This window comes from Paenibacillus sp. EKM301P, from assembly GCF_011800295.1.
Taxonomy (GTDB): Bacteria; Bacillota; Bacilli; order Paenibacillales; family Paenibacillaceae; genus Paenibacillus; species Paenibacillus polymyxa.
This window is the reverse complement of sequence record NZ_JAALFM010000003.1, coordinates 64,508-87,748: the sequence shown is the minus strand read 5'-3', so window position 1 is coordinate 87,748 and position 23,241 is coordinate 64,508. Positions and strand designations below refer to the sequence as shown.

Here is a 23,241-nt window from a genome sequence, read left to right as displayed (position 1 = left end):
TCAACCTATATAACCAAACGATAAAGGGGCGTGAACGACATGAGTAAGGAACCGAATACGCTGGTGAGCGAGGAAATGCCAAGTACGAATGGAAGCGGAGCGCAAGCGCAAAAGGGGACGGCAAAAACGCAGGCAGATAGCTCTCTTTTTCCAAACTACGCAAGATACCCGCTTACACTGGTGAAAGGACAAGGAAGCTGGCTGTGGGATGATCAGGGCAAACGTTATCTGGATTTCATGTCAGGTATTGCTGTTACCAATCTAGGCCATGCGCCTCAAGCTGTAGCGGAGCGGTTGAAAAAGCAGATCGATGAACTGTGGCATGTATCCAATCTGTTTCATATTCCTGGGCAGGAGCGGGCCGCGGCCTTGCTGACAGCTAATAGTAGCGCAGATGCGGTGTTCTTCTGCAATAGCGGAGCTGAAGCGAACGAAGCTGCCATTAAGCTGGCGCGTCGTTACCACCAGAAGGTGAAGCAGACCGGTCGCTATGAAATCATTACGTTCACGCAATCCTTCCACGGACGGACGCTGGCAACCTTGACTGCTACGGGTCAGGACAAAGTAAAAGAAGGCTTTTTACCGCTTCCCGCCGGGTTCAAAAGCGTTCCGCTTCATGACCAGGCTGCGCTCGAAGCAGCGATCAATGAGAATACAGCGGCAATTATGCTGGAAATGGTGCAGGCCGAAGGTGGCATGTATCCGGTAGACCCTGCTTTCGTAGATGTAATTACCCAGCTGTGCCAGGAGCATGGATTGCTGCTGATCATTGACGAGGTGCAAACAGGTATGGGACGGACAGGTAAGCTGTTTTCCTTTGAGCATTATGGGATTGAGCCGGATATTTTTACATTGGCGAAAGGACTGGGCAGTGGCTTTTCGGTCGGTGCAATGCTAGGCAAAGAATATTTGCGTGAAGCGTTCACAGCGGGCAGTCATGGTTCTACGTTCGGGGGTACACCGCTTGCTATGGCAGCAGTTCAAGCGACCGTTGAAACGATTATTGATGACAAGCTGCCAGAACGCGCTGCCGAAATGGGAGATTATCTCTTCCAGAGTCTGCAAAAGCAGCTTGCAGATATTCCTTTTGTCCAGGATATCCGCGGAAAAGGTCTGATGGTCGGGATTGAGTGTGCGGAGCCGGTAGCAGAGCTTGTTTTGGCAGGACAGAAGAAGGGCATTCTGTTCATTACAGCAGGACCGAACGTGATTCGCCTGTTGCCTAACCTGTATGTAACGAAAGACGAAATAGATCAGGCTGTAGCATGGATTGCTGAATTGATTCGGGAGCACGTATCTTAGTTTAGAGCCAGAAGCATCCGAGATTAAAGTGTAAAAGGAGAGGATCGCATGAGCCAGGGCGGCGCACTGCAACAGGTGAATTTGAAAGGACGGGACTTTCTAGAGCTGGACGACTACTCGCCAGAGGAAATCCAGTATTTAATTGAGCTCGCCATTGAAATTAAGCGTAAGCACAAAAACGGAGAAGCTTATCAGCCGCTGAAGGGGAAAACGCTTGGGCTGATTTTCGAAAAATCCTCCACACGCACACGGGTATCCTTTGAAGTCGGTATGTATCAATTGGGCGGGCATGCTCTTTTCCTCAGCAAAAATGATATTCAACTGGGACGCGGTGAACCGATTAGCGACATGGCCCAAGTCATGTCACGTTATCTGGATGGCATTATGATTCGTACCTTTGGGCACGATAATGTCGTAGAGTTGGCGCGTTATGCATCCGTTCCTGTGATTAATGGTTTGAGCGATTTGGCGCATCCGTGTCAGGTGCTAGCTGATTATCAAACCTTATATGAACAAAAGGGTAAGCTGAAAGGACTCAAACTGGCTTACATCGGAGACGGCAACAATATGGCGCATTCCCTCTTAATTGGTGGAGCAAAGCTCGGAGTGCATGTCTCCATTGCAAGTCCAGCTGGATACGAGCCTGACCCGAGTGTGGTCGCGGTTTCTCGTGAGATTGCCAAACAGACAGGGAGTGAAATTGTTATCACGCAAAGTCCGCAGGAAGCAGTAAAAGATGCCGATGCGATCTACACAGACGTGTGGGCAAGCATGGGCTTTGAGGAAGAGCAGAAGGAGCGTGAGCTTGCTTTTGCCGACTTCCAGGTGAATGAGGAGTTGGTTAAGCTCGCGAAGCCAGATTATTTATTCCTGCACTGTCTACCTGCGCATCGTGGGGAAGAAGTGAGTGCAGGAGTAATCGACGGTCCCCATTCGGTCATTTTTGATGAAGCGGAAAACCGTCTACATGCACAAAAAGCGTTGCTAGTTGCTTTAATGGGATAAAGTTGATCGTAAAGAAGATAGAGGTATAAGCATTCGGGGAGGACTTCAATAATGGCAAAAGAAAAAATCGTACTCGCATATTCCGGCGGTCTGGATACGTCGGTCATTCTGAAATGGCTCAAGGAAACCTATGATGCTGAGATTATCGCATTTACCGCAGATATCGGACAAAAGGAAGAACTGGACGGTTTGGAGGAAAAAGCACTCGCTACGGGAGCTTCCAAAGTGTACATCGATGATCTGCGTGATGAATTCGCCAAGGATTTTATTTACCCGATGTTTCAGGCGGGTGCTTTATATGAAGGGCAATATTTGCTCGGAACGAGTATTGCACGTCCATTGATCGCTAAGCGGATGGTCGATATTGCGATTGCCGAGGGAGCAACAGCCATTGCCCACGGCGCAACAGGCAAAGGCAACGATCAGGTGCGCTTCGAGCTGAACGCGGCGGCGCTAACGCCGGACATCCAAGTCATTGCACCTTGGCGGCTGGAAGAGTTCCGCAACCAGTTCCCGGGCCGGGCAGAAATGATTGCCTATGCGGAAAAACACGGTATTCCGGTAACCGCTTCTGCAGCCAAGCCGTACTCCATGGACCGCAACCTGCTGCATATCAGCTATGAAAGCGGCGTGCTGGAGGACCCTTGGTTTGATCCGAGCGCTCCTGAAAATAAAGAAATGTTCTTGCTCAGCAACGCGCCTGAGGACGCCCCTGATGAAGCAGAATATTTGGAGCTGGAATTTAAAGCAGGCAACTGCGTCGCTTTGAATGGTGAACAGCTAACTCCGCTGCAAGTGATGGAAAAGCTGAATGAACTGGGCGGCAAGCATGGAATCGGACGTGTAGATATGGTGGAGAACCGTTTTGTGGGTATGAAGAGCCGCGGAGTCTATGAGACGCCAGGGGGTACAATCCTGTTCACAGCTCACCGCAAAATGGAGTCCATCACAATGGATCGAGAGGTTATGAATCTGCGTGATAGCCTGATTACCCGTTATGCTACCTTGGTGTACAATGGATTCTGGTTCGCGCCGGAACGTGTTGCTTTACAGGCACTGGTTCATGAGAGTCAGAAAAATGTCAGTGGTACGGTGCGCGTGAAGCTGTACAAGGGCAATATTATCGGTGCAGGCGTTAAAAGTCCGGTTAGCTTGTACAACCCAGACATTGCAACCATGGAAGCTGATCCGACGCAAGCCTACGACCAAGGCGATGCCACAGGCTTTATCCGCTTGAATGCTTTGCGTTTGAAGGTAAATGCGGGCGTAACACAAAATCATAAATAAGATGTAATCAAAAAAATGTACGGAATGCGGGCCGTTCTTGTCCAAACGACGAGGGCGGCTTGTTATTGCAGAGAGGGGATCATGCAATGAGTAAGCTATGGGGCGGACGGTTTACAAAGCAAACGAACAAGCTGGTAGAGGAATATACGGCTTCTATTGAGTTTGATCAGGCGTTGGCGGAAGAAGATATTCAAGGCAGTTTAGCTCATGTGGCCATGCTGGGCAAATGCGGTATTATTCCGCAGGAGGATGCAGACACGATCAAGGGAGGACTGCACACCGTTCTGGAGCGTATCCGCCGTGGGGAAATTGAATTTTCCGTTTCGGATGAGGATATTCACATGAATATTGAAAAAAACCTGATCGAGGCCATTGGTCCGGTCGGCGGTAAGCTGCACACTGGACGCAGTCGTAACGATCAGGTAGCAACGGATATGCACTTGTATTTGCGCGGACGTGTGGTATCGCTGGTAGGTATGCTGCATGATGTACAAGTTGCATTAATTGGGCAGGCCAAGGACAATCTGGACACAATAGTGCCTGGATACACACACTTGCAGCGTGCGCAGCCTATTTTGTTCGCGCATCACTTGCTGGCGTATGTGTCTATGCTAGAGCGTGATATTGACCGACTCAAGGACAGCTACAAGCGCATCAATGTGTTGCCGCTCGGGGCTGGGGCATTGGCTGGAACCACTTTCCCGATTGATCGTCATTTTGTAGCTGAGCAGCTCGGTTTTGATGGCGTCTATGAAAATAGCCTGGACGCTGTTAGTGATCGGGACTTTATCGTAGAGTTTTTGGCCGGGGCCTCGCTGATTATGACGCATTTGTCCCGTCTGAGTGAAGAACTGGTGCTATGGAGCAGCACGGAGTTTGGTTTTGTCGAGCTGGATGATGCTTTCTGCACAGGCAGCAGCATTATGCCACAGAAGAAAAACCCGGATGTACCGGAGTTAGTACGTGGCAAAACCGGGCGTGTCTATGGAAACCTCGTTGGTCTGCTGACAGTACTGAAGTCCTTGCCACTGGCATACAATAAGGATATGCAGGAGGACAAGGAAGGGATGTTCGATACGGTTGCTACGCTGGAGGGAGCCTTGCAATTGTTCGCTCCGATGATCGCTACGATGAAGGTGAACAAGGATCGCATGCGTCAAGCGGTCAACCAGGATTTCTCCAACGCAACGGATATTGCGGACTTCCTGGTCGGCAAGGGGCTTCCGTTCCGTCAGGCCCATGAGGTTATCGGCAAAACGGTGCTGTATTGCATCCAGCAGGGCAAGTATTTGCTTGATCTGAAACTGGATGAATTCCAGCAGTTTTCGGATCTGTTCGACGAGCGTATTTATGAGGTGCTTCAACCAGAAGCGGTAGTCAATGCTCGGAATGTGTATGGTGGAACCGCCACCGGTCAGGTGCAGGCAGCCATTGGACGTAGTGAACAGCTTCTAGTGAACACGTCAACATGGTTTGAAAATCATAAGCCAAAAAATTAATCTGTAAAGAAATAATTATTCTCTTGCACAGCAACGGGATGCTGTGTAAAATCAGATTTTAAGAATATTTGCCAGCTATGTTCTCAAAGGCACCGTTCGCGGTGTCTTTTGTGTTTTCCGAGAGGATTGAAAGATTTATGATCGGAATAATCATGAACTACATAGAATTATTGGAAGTATATCGTCTACGATGCTTGACTCTCGTAGTTCTATAGACCCATTCATACATTAGTGTGAAAGTTTCTAGAATTTACATTTTTGTATACTACGCCTACTAGGATTATGGTAGAATAGCACTAAGTTTTTCATTGAATTACCAATTTAGTAGAACGAGAAGCATATGCGATAAATCATTGTCAAGTGTTTAATGGCTTTTTCGACCAGGGAAATTTCATAAATGTGTAAATGAAGAGCTTAAATGAGAACACAGGTGTGTCCTGGTTTCGGGAGAACGGCTGGTAACAATATGGAAATAGCGACATAGCAAAAGACAGAGTCGGGACGATCCAGGGAGGTATTATGAGAATTAAACGAACGACGCGTCAGCTAAAGAGCGCTTGGATCGGTTATCGCGCTTCTGACGCCGATGGATTGGTATCCTCATTGCATGAGGAGCGAATCCAGGCAGAGAAGTTGCTACGTGAGGAGCGGGAGCTTTTCCACGCGGCGCTGGAGCGGAAAAAGCAGCGGGATACCGAGTTAAAGCAACTGCTTGCGGACGCGCTTGCGGAAGAGCGGCGCTGGATTGAAAGGGCGGGAATTCATGGGTGACAAGCTTAGGTGGCAGGTTGGAGGAGTTTCAATTCGCCAAACCAAGAGAAGAATAAAAGAAGAGCGTCAGCGAATCGAACAACTGCAACAACAGCTAGAGGCTCAGCGTGCAGAGCAGGCCCCGATACTGTACAAGCTTGATTTTCATATCGAAGAGTTGGAACGGCGACTGCAGGATACAGAACTTCGTATTCAGGCTTTACAGAATGCCAATGATACAGCAGCAGCTGTGGAACAATTGCTGGATGAAGGAATACAGGATGGACAGGTGCAGGAGGCGCAAGTCCAATATGCATCTGGGCAGGAACAAGCAGCGGCAGGAGCAGCTATAGGTCTTGCTTCCAGTATCCCTGGTGCAGAAGGCGGAGAGGCGGCAGCAGGAACGCAGACCGGACGAAACGGCAAGGCCCGTCTGGGAGATCAGCTGGTGGAGAACGGGATGATTACCCGGGATCAGCTGACAGATGCTATCCGCAACCAGAAGCGTTACGGTGGCAGACTGGGCGATATTCTTGTAGAGATGGGTTTCATTACAGCTGAGCAGCTACAAGAGCAAATTGATGGTGATGAGTCCAAGGAGAGACTGGGCGATATGCTGGTTCGTTCCGGCTATATTACACCGGAGCAGCTAGAGCGTGCGCTCGAGTTCCAGGCGAAGAGCGGCGGACTGCTCGGCGACATCTTGCTATCATTGCAAATGCTGGAGCCAGCAGATTTGTACCGCGCGATTGCTACACAGAACCGAATCGGGCGTATTGGTGAGGAGTTGGCGCTGGATGCGGCGTACAAGCTACCCGAGCAAGTGGCCATGGCTTATGGCGTGGTCGTCATCCACCAATATATGAACCGCTATATTGTAGCGGTCAGTGATCCACTGCCAGAGGAGCGACGCTTGAAGCTGGAAGAAATTCTGGGTATGCCGGTAGAGCAGGTACTTGCAACGAAGGAAGAGATGGAGCAGCTCTGGGGTAAAATCTACGGTGAGGAAATGATGCAAGAGAGCACGACCGGGCTATTGGAAAAAGAACCGCATAATTCGGCGCGGACCACCTTTACCAAGGGACAGCTCTGGGTGTTTGCAGCTATGGGAATGATCACACTGCTTGGCCTCCTCTGGAACAGTTGGAAAACGGTGCTGATCATTAATATGATGATTCAGCTGTTTTATTTTGCTATGACGCTATTCAAATTTGGTATTATCTATCTCGGTTCCCGGCGTGGGGCCCAGCTTCGCTTCACGAAGGAAGAGGTAGACGCCATGGATGAAAAAAGACTGCCGATCTATACGATTCTTGTTCCGATGTATAAGGAAGCGGGCGTGCTTCCAATGTTGTTGCGGAATTTGGAACAGCTGGATTATCCAAAGTCCAAGCTGGATGTACGGCTGCTGATCGAAGAGGACGACATTGAGACGATTGAGCTGCTACGGGAAATGAAGCTGCCAGCGTATTACACGACACTGGTCGTGCCCGACGGCTTGCCGAAAACTAAGCCGAAGGCATGTAATTATGGACTTATTCGGGCCCGCGGCGAATTTGTCGTCATTTACGATGCTGAGGATCGTCCCGATGCTGACCAACTTAAAAAGGTCATTGCAGCGTTCGATTCACTGCCTGAGAATTATGCGTGTATTCAAGCGAAGCTCAATTATTTTAACAGCACACAAAATTTGCTGACCCGCTGGTTCACACAAGAATACAGTATGTGGTTCGAATTGCTGCTGCCAGGAATTATGCAGTTAGACACCCCCATTCCGTTGGGCGGTACGTCCAATCATTTCCGGGTATCTGTATTGAAAGATATCAATGCGTGGGACCCCTATAATGTAACCGAGGATGCCGATCTGGGCATTCGTCTGTATAAAGGTGGTTATAAAACGGCCATTGTCGATTCCCGCACATGGGAGGAAGCGAACAGCCGCGTGGGCAACTGGATTCGTCAGCGTTCACGTTGGATCAAGGGATATATGCAGACATGGCTGGTTCATATGCGCAATCCGGTTAAGCTGGTGCGCGAAGTGGGCTGGAAAGGATTTTTCGGTTTTCAGGTGATGATTCTGGCGACTCCGATGTTGCCATTGCTAAACCCGATTTTTTGGGGCTTGCTTATTTTATGGTTTGGCTGGGAGTTGTCCTTTATTCCCAAGCTGTTCCCGGGTTATGTGTACTACTTGGCCAGCGCAGAATTTTATATCGGTAACTTTCTGTTCGTATTCAGTAATGTGGCCGGCATGTATTGGGTCATCGGTGAGCTGGAAGAACGCGGTGAACGGACATTTTCATACGCGATGGTCAAATATGGGCTACTCTCGCCGTTATATTGGGTACTTATGAGTATAGCTGCGATAAAAGCAGCTTGGCAGCTTATAACCAAGCCGTTCTATTGGGAAAAGACGACGCATGGTCTGACCGATATGCATGACTTGGATGATACCCCGGCACAGTCCTCCTGAATATGAAGAAAGAAGGAGCAAGAATGGAGACCAAAAATCCTTTTTTATCCGTCGTCATTCCCATGTACAATGAAGGCTCACACCTTGAGCGTTCACTTAAGGTGATTGATGGGGTGCTGTCTGTTGTCACCTCACGTTATGAGCTTATTATTGTAGATGATGGTTCCAAAGACGATACGTGGCTCAAGTTGTCCGAATTGTCCCGTCGTATGCCCTCTTTGCTCGCACTCCGGCTGAGTCGGAATTTTGGTAAGGAGTTGGCGTTGTGCGCAGGTTTGGAAAATGCATCTGGCGATGCGATCATTGTCATGGACGGTGATCTGCAGCATCCTCCTGAGATGATTGGGGAAATGGTGCGTTTATGGCAGAATGAAGGTTATGATTTAGTTGAATGTGTGAAAGAATTTCGGGGAGAAGAGTCTGTAGGCAAAAAGCTCGGAGCTTCTTTGTTCTATGCAACCTTGAATCGTTTGACGGGCTTTAATCTAAAGGATGCCTCCGATTATAAGCTGCTGGATCGAAGAGTGGTGGATGCCTGGATGGCGATGCCAGAGCGTATGCCGTTTTTTCGCGGGATGACCGCCTGGCTCGGTTTTCGTAAAACCCAGATTACATTCCGGGTGGCTCCACGAGAAGAGGGTCCAAGCCGCTGGAGTCCGTTAGGCCTATTTCGATTGGCTGCGGAAGCGATCGTTTCGTTTTCGACGGTACCTTTGCGGGTAGTGAGTTTAATGGGTCTCATTTTCATGCTGATTTCGGTCGTGTTGGGGATTCAAACCTTAATGCACAAAATAACGGGTGACGCTGTGACCGGGTTTACCACTGTCATTTTACTGCTTTTGATTATCGGTAGTGTACTTATGCTGTCGATTGGAGTGGTAGGAGAATATATTGCCGCCATATATCACGAAGTCAAAGCCAGACCCCGTTATCTAATTGCAGATAAACGGGCGAATGCTGACCGACTGTGGGTGGATAGGGAGTTTAATCAACATGATCAGACGTTCGTATCTAAAGTATCCAATCATTAAATACGGTATTGTCGGACTGCTGGGTACAGGCATTCATGTCGGTGTACTTGTGCTGCTGGTGGAGCTGTTTGCAATACCTGCAGTAACGGCTACTACCATAGGCTTTATCGTTACGTTGCTCGTTTCGTATGTGCTGAATCGTAACTGGACGTTCGAGCCTACCGGCGAAGGGAGCCGCACTCAATTTCTTAAATATTTATTGGTCTGCACCTGCGGCTTGCTCCTGAATGCCGCTCTGATGTACGTAACCATTCACTGGATTGGTTGGTCGTATCTGATCGGTGAAGTCTTAACTACCATCATCGTGCCAGTTCATAATTATATCTGGAACCGCTATTGGATCTTCTCCGTTCCGCAACAGCGTCAGAAAGAGGTTTCATGATCGTAAGGAAACATGGAAAGTTGTTGTCATTGTTTGCTTGTATTGCTGCTCTAGAATTAGCCGTGGGTGTTTATTTTGCATGGCATCTTGGCTATATGCATACCGATGCGCTCAGTCGAGTAGCAAATGCATTTTATGTACTGTATAGTCGTGACCCGCATTTGGGTGCTATTGGGTTTGTGTGGAATCCACTACCGAGTTTGATGGAACTCATTGTACTGTTGTTTTATCCATTGTTTCCCACACTCGCTTCCCACGGGCTGGCAGCAGTGATTGTGAGTAGCCTGTTTGCTGGGGCGAGTGCAGCATTATTGTACGGGACGGGAAAAGAACTAGGGCTTCACGGTGTAACTAGTTTGCTAATTACGCTGTTATTTTCACTGAATCCGTTTATGTTTCTGTTTGGCTTCAACGGCTTGAGTGACTCGCCCTATATCTTTTTTATCCTGTTGACAGTGAGTCGATTCTGTATGTGGCTTAAGGATCGCAAGGCGGCGAATTTGATCGTATCCGGTTTTGCGCTTGCATTGGCATTTTGGGTTCGCTACGAAGCAGTCCCACTGGGGGTTGCGCTGGCTTTGGGCGTATTACTGACGATTTTTTTTCTGCATCGGTGGCGTACAAACAGAGAGAACGTTAAAACGCAATTGTCTTTAAAAGAGCGCCTGTACAAGGTAGAAGCGACATGGCTTCTATTGTTGCTGCCGCTTGTCTTTTCCGGTTTGTTGTGGCTCTTTTTTAACTGGATTATCATGGGCGACCCGCTTTACTTTTTACGCTCGCAATATTCCAATTCCACACAATCAGCGGCTTTGCTGGAGGATCAACGCTTTGTAGAAATGTTTGCTCACCCTATGCTGATGCTAAAGTTTGTCGGGCAACGGACCTTATGGTATGCGGCTCCGTTGATTGCCGTTTTGCTTATACGCCTATTGGACAAACGTCTGTGGAGTTGGAGCACATTAACGCTGCTGGCTATTTTTTTATCAGTACCTGGGCTCCAGCTTTTACTGATGCTTAAGCATTCTTCGTTTGGCTGGTTCCGATATTTTATGTATGTATTCCCGATTACGGTTGCTTGGCTGCCGTATGAGCTTAGTCTGTTGAAGGGGAAAATGCGGGGGATCGGAATCTCACTGGTAACGGCAGGAATGTTGGCAACAGCAGGTTTGTTATCCTACGCACTGACGAATCCCGCGATTGCGGCGGATGAGCATAGCTATCTGACGCATAGTGGCAATGAAAGCTATACTCGACAAATTGTTGAACGGAAAATAGGGTCATGGCTGGATGAACATTATGGTTCATCTCTCATTTTGACAGATTCTTATACGGCCTATCCGATCATTTTGAGCAGTAAAATGCCGAAGAAGTTTATGATAACGAGTGATTATGATTTTGGGAAATCTTTAACGGATCTGCCCGCTTCCAAGGTGGATTATGTTTTGGTTACGCGCTTGGTAGAAGGGGTACCACTGGATCAGGTGAACCGGAAGTATCCTGATCTGTTTGAAAAGGGGGCGCCATGGGCCACGTTGGTGCATGATTTTGACGGGGAGTGGCGATTGTACAAAATAGAGCATGAAGAACTGCAATAATTTTATTGTATTTTAGTGCATCGTAGCGGAGGGAAGGATACAGCTGGAGGGCGTAAGCTCCCTACAGCTGCACCACCGCAAGAAGTTTGAGGGGGAACGAGAGGAATGTCCTTTCGCAAATGGTCTGCAAGCAGATGGATGGCTATAGGTCTGTTTGTGTTTATACTTGCATTGGAGCTATCTGCGGGCATCTATTTCAGCTATGTTCTGGGATATATGCACACAGACGCGCTCAGTCGGGTAGCTAACGCATTTTATGTGCTGTACAGCCGCGACCCGCATCTGGGCGCTATCGGATTTATTTGGAATCCACTACCCAGTCTTCTGGAAATGGTGATTCTATTGCTGTATCCAATCTTTCCGGCATTAGCCTCCTATGGATTGGCTGCTGTTATTCTGAGTGCTACCTTTTCTGCTTTGACCGCTATGCTGCTATATCGGGCGGGTGTCAGAACAGGGATTAGCTCTAGGATGAGCTTGCTGCTAGCTTTGTTGTATGCACTGAATCCGTTTATTTTACTATTTGGTGCCAACGGTCTAAGCGATTCGTTATACATATATTTCATTATGATGACGGTGATTGAATTTGCGCTGTGGCTCAAGGACCGCATGACGGCAAGTCTGATTGTTTCTGGGTTAGCACTTGCCATGGCGTTTTGGACTCGTTATGAAGCGGTGCCTCTGGGCGTGGCCATGGCTGTTGGCGTGGTCTTGGCGATTTTATTTCTTCATCGCAACTTGGGTAGACGTGAACTGGCCTTGCGGGAAAAGCTACATAAAGTCGAGGCAACCTGGTTGCTTCTTCTGCTCCCCGTGGTCTTTTCCGGACTGTTGTGGATTTTCTTTAACTATCTTATTATGGGGAACGCTTTTTATTTCCTGAATTCAGAGTACTCGAACACGGCCCAATCGGCAGAGCTGCTGAATGATGATAAATTTGTAGAGATTTTCTCCAATCCGCTGGTGGCTTTGAAGTTTATTGCATCCAAAACTATCTGGTATTCTGTACCGTTGTTTGCTATTTTGTTCATTCGTCTGTTGAGTGGACGCTTGTTCCGGTGGGGAACCTTGATTATTTTGTTATTGTTCCTGTCTGTACCAGGCTTGCAATTTTTACTTATGATGCGGCAATCCTCGTACGGTTGGTTCCGCTACTTTATGTATGTATTCCCAATTACCGTAGCCTGGTTGCCTTATGAGTTGAGCCAGCTTCAGGGACGTTGGCGGAGGGCGGCCTTTGGTCTAGTGTCCGTCAGTTTGCTACTTACCGCTGGATTACTCTCCTATGCGTTGACTCGCCCGGATATTGCACCGGATGAGAATAGCTTTCTCACACGCACGGGGAATGTAAACTATGTGAGACAAGAATCAGATCGTAAGATTGCCGTTTGGCTGGATGAGCATCTGCCGAAGTCCACCATTATGACAGATTCGGCTTCAGCCTACACGATGATCGTCTACAGCCAATATCCCAAACGTTTTCTGATCACCAGTGATTATGCGTTCAATAAAGCATTAAGTTATCCGCAGGACAATCATGTGGACTATATCCTTGTACCTAAGATTATGTCAGGCATGCCGCTGAGTAAGATTAATATGGTATATCCGAATTTATATGAGCATGGTGCCCCATGGGTTCAGCTTGAACGTGAGTTTAACGGCGAGTGGCGCCTGTATAAAGTGTTGCCTAAGGCACTAACTAATGGTTCTCCAACGACGGAGACAACGACTGATCCCTGATGATAGGCATAACAACAATCCCTGGAGCCTATTCCCTTCGCATGGTGCGAGGAGGAAGGATGCGGGGATTTTTTTGCCTGTTTAGTGCCCTTTAAGCGGTAGCCATGCCAGTACATCCTGAATTTTCGCGTCCCAGTATCCCCATTCATGAGTTCCAGGACCTTCTTCGTAGGTCAGCGGAACTCCAAGAGAGGTGCATGTTTCACGAAAAGTCTGATTTCCCTTATATAAGAAATCTTCCGTACCGCAGCATTGGTAGAGTCGGGGGAGTGAGCTCCCCGCGGTGGTATGACGTTGTAGCAGCTCCAGCAAATCGTGATCTGTTCCGCGTATTTCATCTGGCCCGAAAATGTTAAGCCATTCCGCTGGACTCATGGCATTTTGCATAGGATCGGTACGGGATGCGTGTAAATCCATAACCCCCGAAAGACTGGCAGCGGCTGCAAAGCGTTCTGGGTGCTGGAGTGCCAGTTTGAAGGCACCATACCCCCCCATAGAAAGACCAGCTACAAAATTGTCTTCACGTTTGTCCGACAGAGGAAAGAATGAACGTGCCAAAGCCGGCAATTCTTCACTAATAAAGGTCCAATAAGCCGCTCCTTGCTCCATATTCGTATAGAAACTCCGATGTACCTGGGGCATGACGACGGCTAGGCCCATAGAGGCGACGTAGCGTTCAATCGAGGTTCGACGCAGCCAGGTTGAATCATCGTCCGACAGGCCATGCAGTAAATACAGTGTCGGATGTGGCCCTGTTCCTTGCTTGCCCTTCATTCCAATCTGTGAGCGGGTTGCCTGCGGAAGAATAACATTCATGGATGTGCTTAGACCAAGAACTTCCGAATAAAACTGACATTGAATAAGAGCCATAAGAAAACCTCTTTTCCTAGGGGGTTGCAATCTCTTTGACCTGTCCCAGCCTACAACTGATTATTCATTCAGTATACTTTAACCTATCCAAATATACATATCCAAGTGAATGACTAGGCATTAAGTCCTGTTTCTTATTTATCCTACATTAGGAGGGGGCATGGTTATATGGGACGATTTTTTTAATTTAGGGGTTATTTGGGTTTGATTTCTGGTAAAGTGTTTAAAAAAGATTGATGAATCCAATCTGAGGGAGGAATTTATAGCATGGGGAAAAAGTTAAGAACCACAATTACAGGTGTACTGAGTACAGGTCTTATTCTTAGCGCATTCAGCGCAGCGGCAGCTGCTCCTCAAACTACAAGCGGCCATTGGGCGGGAGATCAGGTGCAACGCTGGTCAGCTACAGGGCAATTGGATGGGGCGGTAAAACCGGATGCGGCGATCACACGCGCAGAATTTATCGTTCTTCTGAACCGCAGCTTGGGAACGTTCACACAGGAACTTCCAGCAGTGACAGACGTAACATATGCAGGTGGTGTGAAAATCAACGGTAATGGAAGCAGAACGTTCACAGATGTTCCGGCATCCCACTGGGCATACAACGAACTGACAAGTGCCGTAAATGCAGGCTACATAAGCGGCTATGCAGATAACAAGCTCAAACCAAATGGTAAGGTAACACGTCAGGAAGCAGCTGCGATTATTGGCAAAGCTATTGGGCTGACTGCGGGTAACGCAGCAGATGTTACTAAATTCATTGACTCCGACAAAATCGGATCTTGGGCGAAGAAAAGTGTAGCGGCTGTTGCGGAGCAAAAAATCATCAACGGTTATCCGGATGGTAAATTCCAGCCACTGAAGCCGCTGACTCGTGCAGAGGCGGTTGCTATCCTGGATGCTGCATCCGGTTATAACCTGAGCCCTGTTGATAATCTGACGACGACTCCTGGTGGAACGGTAACGGATTCCACATACAGTAACGTGACAAATTCCACTTATGGTAATACGTCGACTACTTCTGGCAGTGAAACAGAAGATAGCAGCACAAGTACTAGCACAGATAGTACAACTACTACGGACAACTCTACAACAACAGAGACAAGCACAGAGACAACTACAAATACCGATACGACTACAGACACAGCTACTGACGCGGATGCTACTTCGAATGCACTGAAAGTCAACGATGTGTACGATGGTGAAGGTACAATTACAGGAACAGCAAAAGCGGGTTCCACAGTAACTGCCTATTCCAACGATCTGCCTATCGGCAGTGCAGTAGCCAAAGATGACGGCACATTTAGCATCAGTGTGCTTACTCAAAAAGCGACAGTTAGACTGGTGATCAAAGCTAAAGATACAGACGGCCATGAAAGTGAGCCTGTAGAAATCTCGGTTTTGAGTAAACGCAGCGAGTAATTTAGAAACAAAAAAACCCCCTTTCACTTTGTCTGGAACCAATCCAGCCAGTAGTGAAGGGGGATTTTTTCGTTTATTCGCTTATGCCATCTTCCACAATAGGTTTCTCCAGTTCGCGTGTTTGTGGCTCAGACGATGTGCTACCGCCATAACTAGCTATAATGCGCTGCTGCGCCCGGTACGTATCGCGGCTGATTCGGGTGCGCTCGACGGGTTTTCCATCTACCTTTTTTATTCGAAAGGTCTCTACCACATACCCTTCTTTCCCCTGCCGAATGACTTGATAGAAGCCTGAGGGGAGTGAGTCGTTACGTATTCTCTTTACGGGTATGGGGAGTACGCGAACGGTGTGAGATTCAAGCTCATACGAAATATTGGGTGGGAATGTACCAAAAATTTTGACGGTAAGCGTTCGATTTTGGACCGCGGCACGTAGGAGCAAATGTTTGCCGGTATTATTTCTAAAACGAAAATTAATGGATCCTGTAGCAAAGGTCGCATCCTGGCCTTTGGGCAGATAGCTGACTGGCAGGGAATGGTTGCGGCGTTCGACAATGTCCAAGCCGACTCGCAGCGCTGCATTATAGACCGTGCTGGATACCTGACAAATCCCACCGCCAATGCCGGACTCCAGCCGTCCGTTCACGATTACTGGAGCCTCACGAAAACCATGGGTGCGCTCAGCCTTGGCAATCACCTGGCCGTAGTCAAATATGTCACCTGGTTTGAGAATTAAACCATCAACGGTGCTTGCCGCCGAATTAACGTTATACACACGTCCTTCCGAGCTACTGCCGAGACTGGTGGAAAATTGGGTAATTTTACGCTCTATACCTTCGCTGCGCAGACTGTCGACCGTAATTTTCGGCTCCAACTGGTGGAACGGTAATTCCACTCGGATCGGCTCCTCGAAAGCCGTAAAATCCTTGGGGAGTGCCTGCTTCATTACGACGTCCAGTTTGGGCCAATCCAAGCGCCGGGCAGAGCGCCCCGGAATATAACGAACCTGATCGTTTGCATCAATCTGACGCACCGCATTGATAGGCATGCCGTATCGTTGTTCCTCCCAATCAGCTCCAAATTGGGATTTTAAGATCTTCTCTTGCTGGAAAGGTGTGATAGACCATTCCTTCTCGAAGCTAAAACGTGTCTGTACGCGAGTCCATAGATGCTTCGCGCTGAGTGCCTTTACCGCATTTCGGAATGCCTCCGCTTTATAACTGAACCCTGCTTCCCCGAGTGTTAGCTTTATATCCTGTGCACTGCTGTCACTGTCCGTGAAGAGCAGAGGGCGCTGCTTCAATGCATCCAGTTTTTTCTCCACCAGTCGAAGAGCGTCCGTTTTATCCATGCCGCCTACGTTGACTCCTCCGATCCGCACTCCCTCCGGTAGTGTTTGTCTATCGGCGTACAGATGAAGTCCTCCCCACAGCATAGCCAGCGCCAGAACACCAGACCATATCCAAATGACAGATAAATGAATTTTTTTCATAATGCAGATGTCTCCTGTCTGATAAGCTTGATAGCATTTCGTGTGCCATAATATTCATATATATGTGCCAAAAGCAGAAAACTTTCGGTACTATTTAGGTAACAAATTTGTTACAATGATAAACGGTATGATGAAATACAGAAGTTTTTAAAGGAAATGCATGGAATATGTCGAATGGATAATAGGTTATACGTAACATGATTAAGCAGCGGGAAGTGATCGAGTGATTGAAATGCAGGATGTGTGGAAGACCTATACGAACGGGACCCACGCACTTCAAGGAGTATCGGTCAGAATTGACCGTAATGAATTCGTATACGTAGTCGGCCCGTCTGGAGCGGGGAAATCGACTTTTATGAAGCTTATTTATAGAGAAGAAGTACCGACCAAGGGACAAATTTCAGTCAATGGTTTTAATATTGGGAAGCTCAAGCAGCGCAAAATTCCCTACGTTCGTCGTAACATCGGAGTCATTTTTCAGGATTTCCGGCTTTTGCCGCGTTTGACAGCCTATGAAAATGTGGCTTTTGCTATGGAAGTTATAGAGGCTCCCAAGAAGCTGATCCGCAAGCGGGTTCCAGAAGTGCTCGAATTGGTTGGCTTGAAAGAAAAAATGAATCGTGAGCCTGCCCAGCTTTCTGGTGGGGAGCAACAGCGTGTAGCGATTGCACGGGCCATCGTGAACAATCCCTCGGTCATCATTGCTGATGAACCGACGGGGAATCTGGACCCCGAAACATCGTGGGAGATCATGCAGTTGCTGGATGAAATTAATTTTCGGGGTACGACCATTGTGATGGCGACCCACAATAAGGACATCGTGAACTCCATGCGTAAACGCGTCATTGCCATCGAAAATGGCAATATCGTAAGAGACCAGGTAAGAGGGGAGTACGGATATGACTTTTAATACCTTCTTGCGTCATATGCGGGAAGGTTTCAAAAACATATTCCGCAATGGCTGGATGTCCGTAGCATCCGTCACCTCAATTATTGTGTCACTGCTCATACTGGGCGTGTTTATTATGCTGGTGCTTAACGTCAACTCCTTGGCTGATCAAGCAGATAGTCAGGTGGAAGTTAACGTATTTCTGGAGCTCAATGTTGATCAGAGCATGCGTGAAACGTTGCAAAAGGAAATCGCGGCAATGCCGGAAATCAGCAAAACGACCTTTGTGACGAAAGCTCAAGGTTTGGAGGAGCTTCGCAAAGATTTGGGAGACAGTGGCAAGGATCTGCTGGAGGGTTTTGACAAGGACAGCAATCCACTGCCGGACAAAATCGTGGTAGAGGTTATTGAACCAACGACGGTTCCATTTGTGGCCGAGAAGATTGAGAAGCTGAATACATTGCATCCCGAAAAACCGATCTTAAAGGTTCGTTACGGCAAAGGCACTGTAGAGACGCTCTTTACCATTACTAAGCTGATCCGCAATGTTGGTTTTATATTCGTCGCCGGACTGGCGATCATGTCTATGTTCTTGATCTCGAATACCATTCGAGTAACGATATTGGCACGACGCAGAGAAATCAGCATTATGAAGCTGGTCGGTGCGACCAACTTTTTCATACGATGGCCGTTTTTTATCGAAGGCGCGCTTATTGGTCTTATTGGTTCTCTTATTACTGTAGGAATTTTATTTACAGGCTATCAGCGTTTGCTGACAGCCGTTCAGGGAGATATCGCTCTCAATATGTTGAAGCTTATGCCGCTTGAAGGTATTTGGATTCAGCTGAGTGCGTTGCTGGTTATTTTGGGGATGCTGGTCGGAATTATTGGCAGTACCCTGTCCATGCGCAAGTTCTTGAAAGTCTAAGAAGCATTTGGTGGAACGTCGTAGTCATTCAATAGAACGGGGAAGCCCGGTGTTATTTTGCGATAAAGGATGGGGAGTGCAAGTTGAAAAAAATAGGATCTGTGTTGGCTGCTACGTTGGTAGCTGCATTGCTAATCCAGCCTTCTGACGGATATGCCAAAAGCGTGAGTGAGATCAATTCGCAACTGAACCAATTAGAAAAGCAAGCCAAATCTGCCAAGCAACAGCAGCAAAAGGCTGCTCAAGATAAACAGTATGCTCAACATTACAAAAATAAAACCGTACAAAACCTGAAAACGGTACTCGCTCAAATTAACAGCGTCAGTGATCAGCTGACTCGTGTAGCGGTTCAGATCGATCAAACGGAAGATAATCTGCGTGCGACTAAAAAAGATTTGGCCGAAGCAATTGATCGCATCCATTCGCGGGAAAAAATGCTGGAAACTCGTGTGCGTCTCATGTATACGGATGGAACGGTTTCCTATATGGACGTGCTTATGTCTTCGACCAGCTTTAGTGATTTTCTCAGTCGGGTAGATTCCCTGAAAACGATCGTGGAGCAGGACCAAATTCTGTTGGACGAGCATAAAAAGGACAAGGCTCTGGTCGTTAGCAAGAAGAAGCAGCTCGACACGGAATATAAAAATGCCAAGAAGCTGTATGCGCTCAAGCAGGACGCCAAAGCTCAATTGAATTCGAAGGAAAAAGAGAAGCAAAGACTGATTGCCAACTACGATCATGATATTGCTGAATCGGATGAAATTAGTGAAGAGCAAAACGATATGCTGGTAGCCCTCGCGAACAAACGTGTGGCGCTGGTGCAGGAGAAGAACAAGCTCAGAGCGGAGCAGGCTGCCAAAGCAGCACGCGCTAGAGCAGCTGCACGTGCAGCTGCAGCCAAGCGAATTGCATCTTCATCCTCAGGCGCCGCCTCGAATTCCAGCCATACGGCAGCCAGTACGTATACGGGCGGATCCGGTACTTTGGCTACGCCTGTAGCCCATTACCGACTCTCATCTACTTTTGGCATGCGGGTACATCCGATAACCGGCAAGCTTAAAGGCCATACAGGTATTGATCTGGCGGCTCCGCAGGGAACCGACATTCATGCAGCCGAGGACGGTGTTGTCATTGTTGCTGAATGGTGGAGCGGATATGGGAACACGGTTGTCATTGACCACGGAGACGGACTATGGACCCTATACGGACATATTCGCAACGGCGGTACGGTGGTTCATACGGGGCAAACCGTGAAACGCGGTCAAAAAATTGCGGAAGTGGGTTCGACGGGGAATTCCACAGGACCTCACTGTCATTTCGAAGTGCGCGAGAATAACAAACCTGTAAATCCGATGAACTATTTATAATAGATAAGGTAAGCCCTATTTGTAACCAATCCGGTTGTAGATAGGGTTTTGCTTTAATGGTTCATATCCAATGAAGAACATGTGCATTGAAACACGGAGTAGGATACAATTAACATATTCCGTACAAGCTAGACGTATACTTCGTGAATGGATGCGTTGTGAGGAAATAGGATACAAGATAAAGAGAAGGCGGTGGACGATTAGATGTTGAAGAAAAGTACAGCGGTACTCTTGATGGTGATCGGGCTGCTTGGCGGCAGTCTGCTCACTTTTGCTTATACTGGAACAACCACAGTAGGGAATAGCGCTCTGGGCGAAGGACTGCTGGCGAGTGTAACGGGGAGTAGTTCCTCCTCCAGAAGTGATATCCGCAAAATTGAGACAGCGATGGACCTAATCCAGGGACAATATTATCAGGATGTGGATCGCACCAAGCTGGTGGATGGCGCCATCAATGGAATGATGGAGTCGCTTGGCGATCCGTATTCCTCTTATATGGGTAAAGAAACTGCACAACAGTTCGAGCAATCCATAGAAGGCTCTTTTACCGGGATTGGAGCCGAAGTAGCGGCTGAAAATGGGAAAGTAGTCGTAGTCACACCAATTAAAGGATCTCCGGCTGAAAAGGCGGGTCTACGCGCTAAGGATATTATATTGTCTGTTAACGGTGAAACACTGGACGGTTTGGATCTGAACAAGGCCGTTTCCAAAATTCGTGGACCAAAGGGCAGTCAGGCAAAAGTCAAAATTCAGCGTAACGGTTCTCCTGATCCACTCGAATACACGATTACCCGTGACAACATTGATATGGAAACTGTAACGGCTCATATGGAAAGTGATGGAGTAGGCGTCATTACGATCACCCAGTTCTCCTTAAATACGGCAGAACGTTTCAAGGAAGAGTTAGCCAAGCTGGAAAAACAAGGGCTTAAGGGACTCGTCATTGACGTGCGTAATAACCCAGGTGGGGTACTTTCTGTTGTCATTGATATTGCACAGCAATTTGTACCTTCCGGTAAAACGATTGTACAAGTGGAAGACAAAAATCAGAAGCGTGAGGAAGAGAAGTCCAAAGGTTCACGCAAAAATTATCCGGTGACTTTGCTCATGAATAAAGGTAGCGCAAGTGCGTCCGAAATTCTGGCAGGTGCTCTCCAGCAATCCGCTGGCGCAGTGTTGATCGGAGAAAACTCCTTTGGTAAAGGTACTGTACAAACCAGCTATGACAAGCAAATGGGTGACGGTAGCCTGCTCAAAATCACGATTGCCAAATGGCTAACGCCAAATGGAACATGGATTCATAAAAAAGGGATTAAGCCGGACATCGCGGTGGACCAGCCTGAATACTTTACGGCAGCACCGCTGAACAAGGAAAAGTCCTTGAAATACAATATGAATAGCAGCGATGTGAAAAATGCACAAATCATTCTGCAAGGCTTGGGCTACAAACCAGGTCGCGAGGACGGCTATTTTGACAAAGTGACCGAAAGCTCTGTTATGGCTTTCCAAAAAGAGGCGAAGCTGACGGCTAACGGCATCATTGATGCCAAGACAGCATCAGCGATGGAAGCCAAGCTGATTGAAAAAATTCGTGATCCGAAAAATGATAATCAACTCAAGCAGGGGATTGAAGAGATTCGGAAGGAAATGAAGACAGGCGTAGCGAAATAATAGTGAGGCTACAACAAGGGGGCTGGAAACAGCCTCCTTTTTTATTGGGATTTATTTGCAGTCTGTCGGTTTGTCTTCCCTACATTGGCAATTTCATATAAAATAAATGGATATGAAATGTACGTGCTCCGCTATACAGCGGACCAGGGGCATAAGGAGTGTGAATGGACTTGGAATGGGCATTACAATGGGGATGGAGCGTCTTGAATGCTTGCTTGTACCTGCTTTTGCAGCCGTTTTATTATATCTCGATACTCATTGTCGCGCTTGGCTATCGTCGGCAAATGCTACTGGAGCGCAAGCTATTTCATACTAGAATGCATAGCTGGGCTGCAGAGACCTGGCGTGTCGTATGGAGTGGCTTGCTTGCCGGGATGGCACTATCCGCTCTAGGAATGTTCGTCAGCGTGCATCTGAACCCGACTTCCATCGTGTGCCTGTGGGTAGCCACATTACTGCTCATGCTGGTACGTGTCCGTTACCTGTGTCTTGCTTATTCGGTTGGTCTGCTAGGTGTAGTTCAATTTTTTCTGAACATAGCCAGTGGCTGGCAGCCTGGGGGAGTGCTCGGGACATCGGTAGTAGCTATCCGTGGATTGGATATTCCAGCACTCTTAGTGTTGGTTGCTGTGCTGCATGTGGCTGAAGCGCTGTTGGTTCGCTGGCAAGGAGGAAAGGCAGCTACTCCGCTGTTCGTCGAGGGCAAACGGGGGAGATTGGTTGGTGGCTATCGTATGGAAGATCTCTGGCCCATTCCATTACTGTTACTGGTACCCGCTCAGGGAGGATTCATGCTCCCCTGGACACCTTTGTTCGGCGGCGATGCTGGAACAGGGTATATGCTAGCAGCTCTGCCAGTCCTGATGGGCTTTAGCAGTGTGACGCTCGGCCAGCTACCCCGACAGAAGGCAGTACTTACTTCGAACCGATTGCTCCTGTACAGTGTGGCTTTGCTACTGCTAAGCCTGTTGGCGGCCTGGTGGGGTCCGCTAATCTTGCTGGCAGCGTTATTCTCCTTCTTGGCCCATGAAGCGCTGATTTGGTACGGCAATATAGAGGAAAGCCGTCTTAGCCCGATGTTTGTACATCCCGAGCAAGGGTTGCGTGTTCTTGCTGTGCTGCCAGATAGTCCGGCGACAGCTATGGGCATACTGCCGGGTGAGGCCATATACCGTGTGAATGGCATGGTTGTGAACAGCCGTGCCGAGCTGCATCAGGCCTTGCGGATCAACTCTGCTTTTTGTAAGCTGGAGGTACGCAATCTGCAAGGGGAGAGCAAGTTTGTACAGCGAGGCATGTACGATGGCGATCATCATCAGTTAGGGGTCGTGCTTGCACCTGATGCAGACGCAGGCTGGGCCGTATCCATACAGCCGGCCTCCATCTACCGAATTGTGGCCATGCACATAGGTGCACGACGACGCAAAGCAGGACAGGCATCCAAGGCAGAGGGTACGCATTTGGACACCATGGACCAATAGATATTACAACAAGAGGGTAGTCATTATTTGATTAGAATCGAATAAGGCTACCCT

General features: G+C 48.1%; 18 protein-coding genes. 16 read left to right on the top strand and 2 right to left on the bottom strand.

Translation table 11 applies throughout. The features are described from left to right. Positions 1–39 precede the first annotated feature (39 nt). From HFD99_RS08635 to HFD99_RS08590, 10 genes are all read left to right on the top strand, one after another. The gene (locus HFD99_RS08635) at positions 40–1,302 is read left to right on the top strand and encodes an acetylornithine transaminase (protein ID WP_123797710.1); all 1,263 of its coding nucleotides are present in this window, start codon (positions 40–42) and stop codon (positions 1,300–1,302) included. A 48-nt stretch (positions 1,303–1,350) separates the two neighbouring features. Then, positions 1,351–2,307, top strand: coding sequence for an ornithine carbamoyltransferase (gene argF / locus HFD99_RS08630; RefSeq protein ID WP_123797709.1), 957 nt, complete (start codon positions 1,351–1,353; stop codon positions 2,305–2,307). Positions 2,308–2,358: 51 nt separating this feature from the next. Further along, a complete protein-coding gene (locus HFD99_RS08625; RefSeq protein WP_013373358.1) occupies positions 2,359–3,594 on the top strand; it encodes an argininosuccinate synthase in 1,236 nt (411 codons plus the stop codon). 86 nt (positions 3,595–3,680) lie between these two features. Beyond that, positions 3,681–5,093 (top strand): argininosuccinate lyase, encoded by a 1,413-nt coding sequence (argH, locus tag HFD99_RS08620; protein WP_016822943.1) that lies wholly within the window; start codon positions 3,681–3,683, stop codon positions 5,091–5,093. A gap of 519 nt (positions 5,094–5,612) precedes the next feature. Continuing rightward, on the top strand, positions 5,613–5,864 hold the full coding sequence (locus HFD99_RS08615; protein WP_123797708.1) for a hypothetical protein: 252 nt from the start codon (positions 5,613–5,615) through the stop codon (positions 5,862–5,864). Further along, a complete protein-coding gene (locus HFD99_RS08610; protein WP_016822945.1) occupies positions 5,857–8,316 on the top strand; it encodes a glycosyltransferase family 2 protein in 2,460 nt (819 codons plus the stop codon). The genes HFD99_RS08615 and HFD99_RS08610 overlap by 8 nt, the downstream gene beginning before the upstream one ends. A gap of 23 nt (positions 8,317–8,339) precedes the next feature. Next, the gene (locus tag HFD99_RS08605; protein WP_017427078.1) at positions 8,340–9,347 is read left to right on the top strand and encodes a glycosyltransferase family 2 protein; all 1,008 of its coding nucleotides are present in this window, start codon (positions 8,340–8,342) and stop codon (positions 9,345–9,347) included. After that, positions 9,310–9,729 (top strand): GtrA family protein, encoded by a 420-nt coding sequence (locus HFD99_RS08600; RefSeq protein ID WP_013373353.1) that lies wholly within the window; start codon positions 9,310–9,312, stop codon positions 9,727–9,729. Before HFD99_RS08605 ends, HFD99_RS08600 begins: the two co-directional genes overlap by 38 nt. Continuing rightward, on the top strand, positions 9,726–11,327 hold the full coding sequence (locus tag HFD99_RS08595) for a glycosyltransferase family 39 protein (RefSeq protein WP_025365965.1): 1,602 nt from the start codon (positions 9,726–9,728) through the stop codon (positions 11,325–11,327). The genes HFD99_RS08600 and HFD99_RS08595 overlap by 4 nt, the downstream gene beginning before the upstream one ends. 105 nt (positions 11,328–11,432) lie before the next feature. Then, on the top strand, positions 11,433–13,067 hold the full coding sequence (locus HFD99_RS08590) for a glycosyltransferase family 39 protein (RefSeq protein WP_025365964.1): 1,635 nt from the start codon (positions 11,433–11,435) through the stop codon (positions 13,065–13,067). 81 nt (positions 13,068–13,148) lie between these two features. On the opposite strand, the gene HFD99_RS08585 is transcribed toward HFD99_RS08590, so the two are convergent. Further along, entirely contained in the window at positions 13,149–13,937 is a 789-nt protein-coding gene (locus HFD99_RS08585) for an alpha/beta hydrolase (RefSeq protein WP_025365963.1), read from the bottom strand. 267 nt (positions 13,938–14,204) lie between these two features. Between HFD99_RS08585 and HFD99_RS08580 the strand changes: the two genes are divergently transcribed. Further along, positions 14,205–15,359 (top strand): S-layer homology domain-containing protein, encoded by a 1,155-nt coding sequence (locus HFD99_RS08580; protein WP_025365962.1) that lies wholly within the window; start codon positions 14,205–14,207, stop codon positions 15,357–15,359. Between the two features lie 73 nt (positions 15,360–15,432). On the opposite strand, the gene HFD99_RS08575 is transcribed toward HFD99_RS08580, so the two are convergent. Beyond that, a complete protein-coding gene (locus HFD99_RS08575; RefSeq protein ID WP_025365961.1) occupies positions 15,433–16,851 on the bottom strand; it encodes a VanW family protein in 1,419 nt (472 codons plus the stop codon). A gap of 223 nt (positions 16,852–17,074) precedes the next feature. Here HFD99_RS08575 and ftsE point away from each other — a divergent pair, with 223 nt between their 5' ends. From ftsE to HFD99_RS08550, 5 genes are all read left to right on the top strand, one after another. Then, a complete protein-coding gene (gene ftsE / locus HFD99_RS08570) occupies positions 17,075–17,761 on the top strand; it encodes a cell division ATP-binding protein FtsE (protein ID WP_007432660.1) in 687 nt (228 codons plus the stop codon). Then, the gene (ftsX, locus tag HFD99_RS08565; protein ID WP_016822951.1) at positions 17,751–18,668 is read left to right on the top strand and encodes a permease-like cell division protein FtsX; all 918 of its coding nucleotides are present in this window, start codon (positions 17,751–17,753) and stop codon (positions 18,666–18,668) included. Before ftsE ends, ftsX begins: the two co-directional genes overlap by 11 nt. A gap of 83 nt (positions 18,669–18,751) precedes the next feature. Next, a complete protein-coding gene (locus HFD99_RS08560) occupies positions 18,752–20,035 on the top strand; it encodes a murein hydrolase activator EnvC family protein (protein WP_025365960.1) in 1,284 nt (427 codons plus the stop codon). Positions 20,036–20,239: 204 nt separating this feature from the next. After that, the gene (locus HFD99_RS08555; RefSeq protein ID WP_016822953.1) at positions 20,240–21,706 is read left to right on the top strand and encodes a S41 family peptidase; all 1,467 of its coding nucleotides are present in this window, start codon (positions 20,240–20,242) and stop codon (positions 21,704–21,706) included. Between the two features lie 164 nt (positions 21,707–21,870). Then, on the top strand, positions 21,871–23,187 hold the full coding sequence (locus HFD99_RS08550) for a PDZ domain-containing protein (RefSeq protein WP_025365959.1): 1,317 nt from the start codon (positions 21,871–21,873) through the stop codon (positions 23,185–23,187). Positions 23,188–23,241 lie beyond the last annotated feature (54 nt).

Bases quoted from the DNA above. Each gene is read 5' to 3' on its own strand.
- HFD99_RS08635 (WP_123797710.1), top strand. From the start codon at position 40: ATGAGTAAGGAACCGAATACGCTGGTGAGCGAGGAAATGCCAAGTACG.
- argF (WP_123797709.1), top strand. From the start codon at position 1,351: ATGAGCCAGGGCGGCGCACTGCAACAGGTGAATTTGAAAGGACGGGAC.
- HFD99_RS08625 (WP_013373358.1), top strand. From the start codon at position 2,359: ATGGCAAAAGAAAAAATCGTACTCGCATATTCCGGCGGTCTGGATACG.
- argH (WP_016822943.1), top strand. From the start codon at position 3,681: ATGAGTAAGCTATGGGGCGGACGGTTTACAAAGCAAACGAACAAGCTG.
- HFD99_RS08615 (WP_123797708.1), top strand. From the start codon at position 5,613: ATGAGAATTAAACGAACGACGCGTCAGCTAAAGAGCGCTTGGATCGGT.
- HFD99_RS08610 (WP_016822945.1), top strand. From the start codon at position 5,857: ATGGGTGACAAGCTTAGGTGGCAGGTTGGAGGAGTTTCAATTCGCCAA.
- HFD99_RS08605 (WP_017427078.1), top strand. From the start codon at position 8,340: ATGGAGACCAAAAATCCTTTTTTATCCGTCGTCATTCCCATGTACAAT.
- HFD99_RS08600 (WP_013373353.1), top strand. From the start codon at position 9,310: ATGATCAGACGTTCGTATCTAAAGTATCCAATCATTAAATACGGTATT.
- HFD99_RS08595 (WP_025365965.1), top strand. From the start codon at position 9,726: ATGATCGTAAGGAAACATGGAAAGTTGTTGTCATTGTTTGCTTGTATT.
- HFD99_RS08590 (WP_025365964.1), top strand. From the start codon at position 11,433: ATGTCCTTTCGCAAATGGTCTGCAAGCAGATGGATGGCTATAGGTCTG.
- HFD99_RS08585 (WP_025365963.1), bottom strand. From the start codon at position 13,937: ATGGCTCTTATTCAATGTCAGTTTTATTCGGAAGTTCTTGGTCTAAGC.
- HFD99_RS08580 (WP_025365962.1), top strand. From the start codon at position 14,205: ATGGGGAAAAAGTTAAGAACCACAATTACAGGTGTACTGAGTACAGGT.
- HFD99_RS08575 (WP_025365961.1), bottom strand. From the start codon at position 16,851: ATGAAAAAAATTCATTTATCTGTCATTTGGATATGGTCTGGTGTTCTG.
- ftsX (WP_016822951.1), top strand. From the start codon at position 17,751: ATGACTTTTAATACCTTCTTGCGTCATATGCGGGAAGGTTTCAAAAAC.
- HFD99_RS08555 (WP_016822953.1), top strand. From the start codon at position 20,240: ATGTTGAAGAAAAGTACAGCGGTACTCTTGATGGTGATCGGGCTGCTT.
- HFD99_RS08550 (WP_025365959.1), top strand. From the start codon at position 21,871: ATGGACTTGGAATGGGCATTACAATGGGGATGGAGCGTCTTGAATGCT.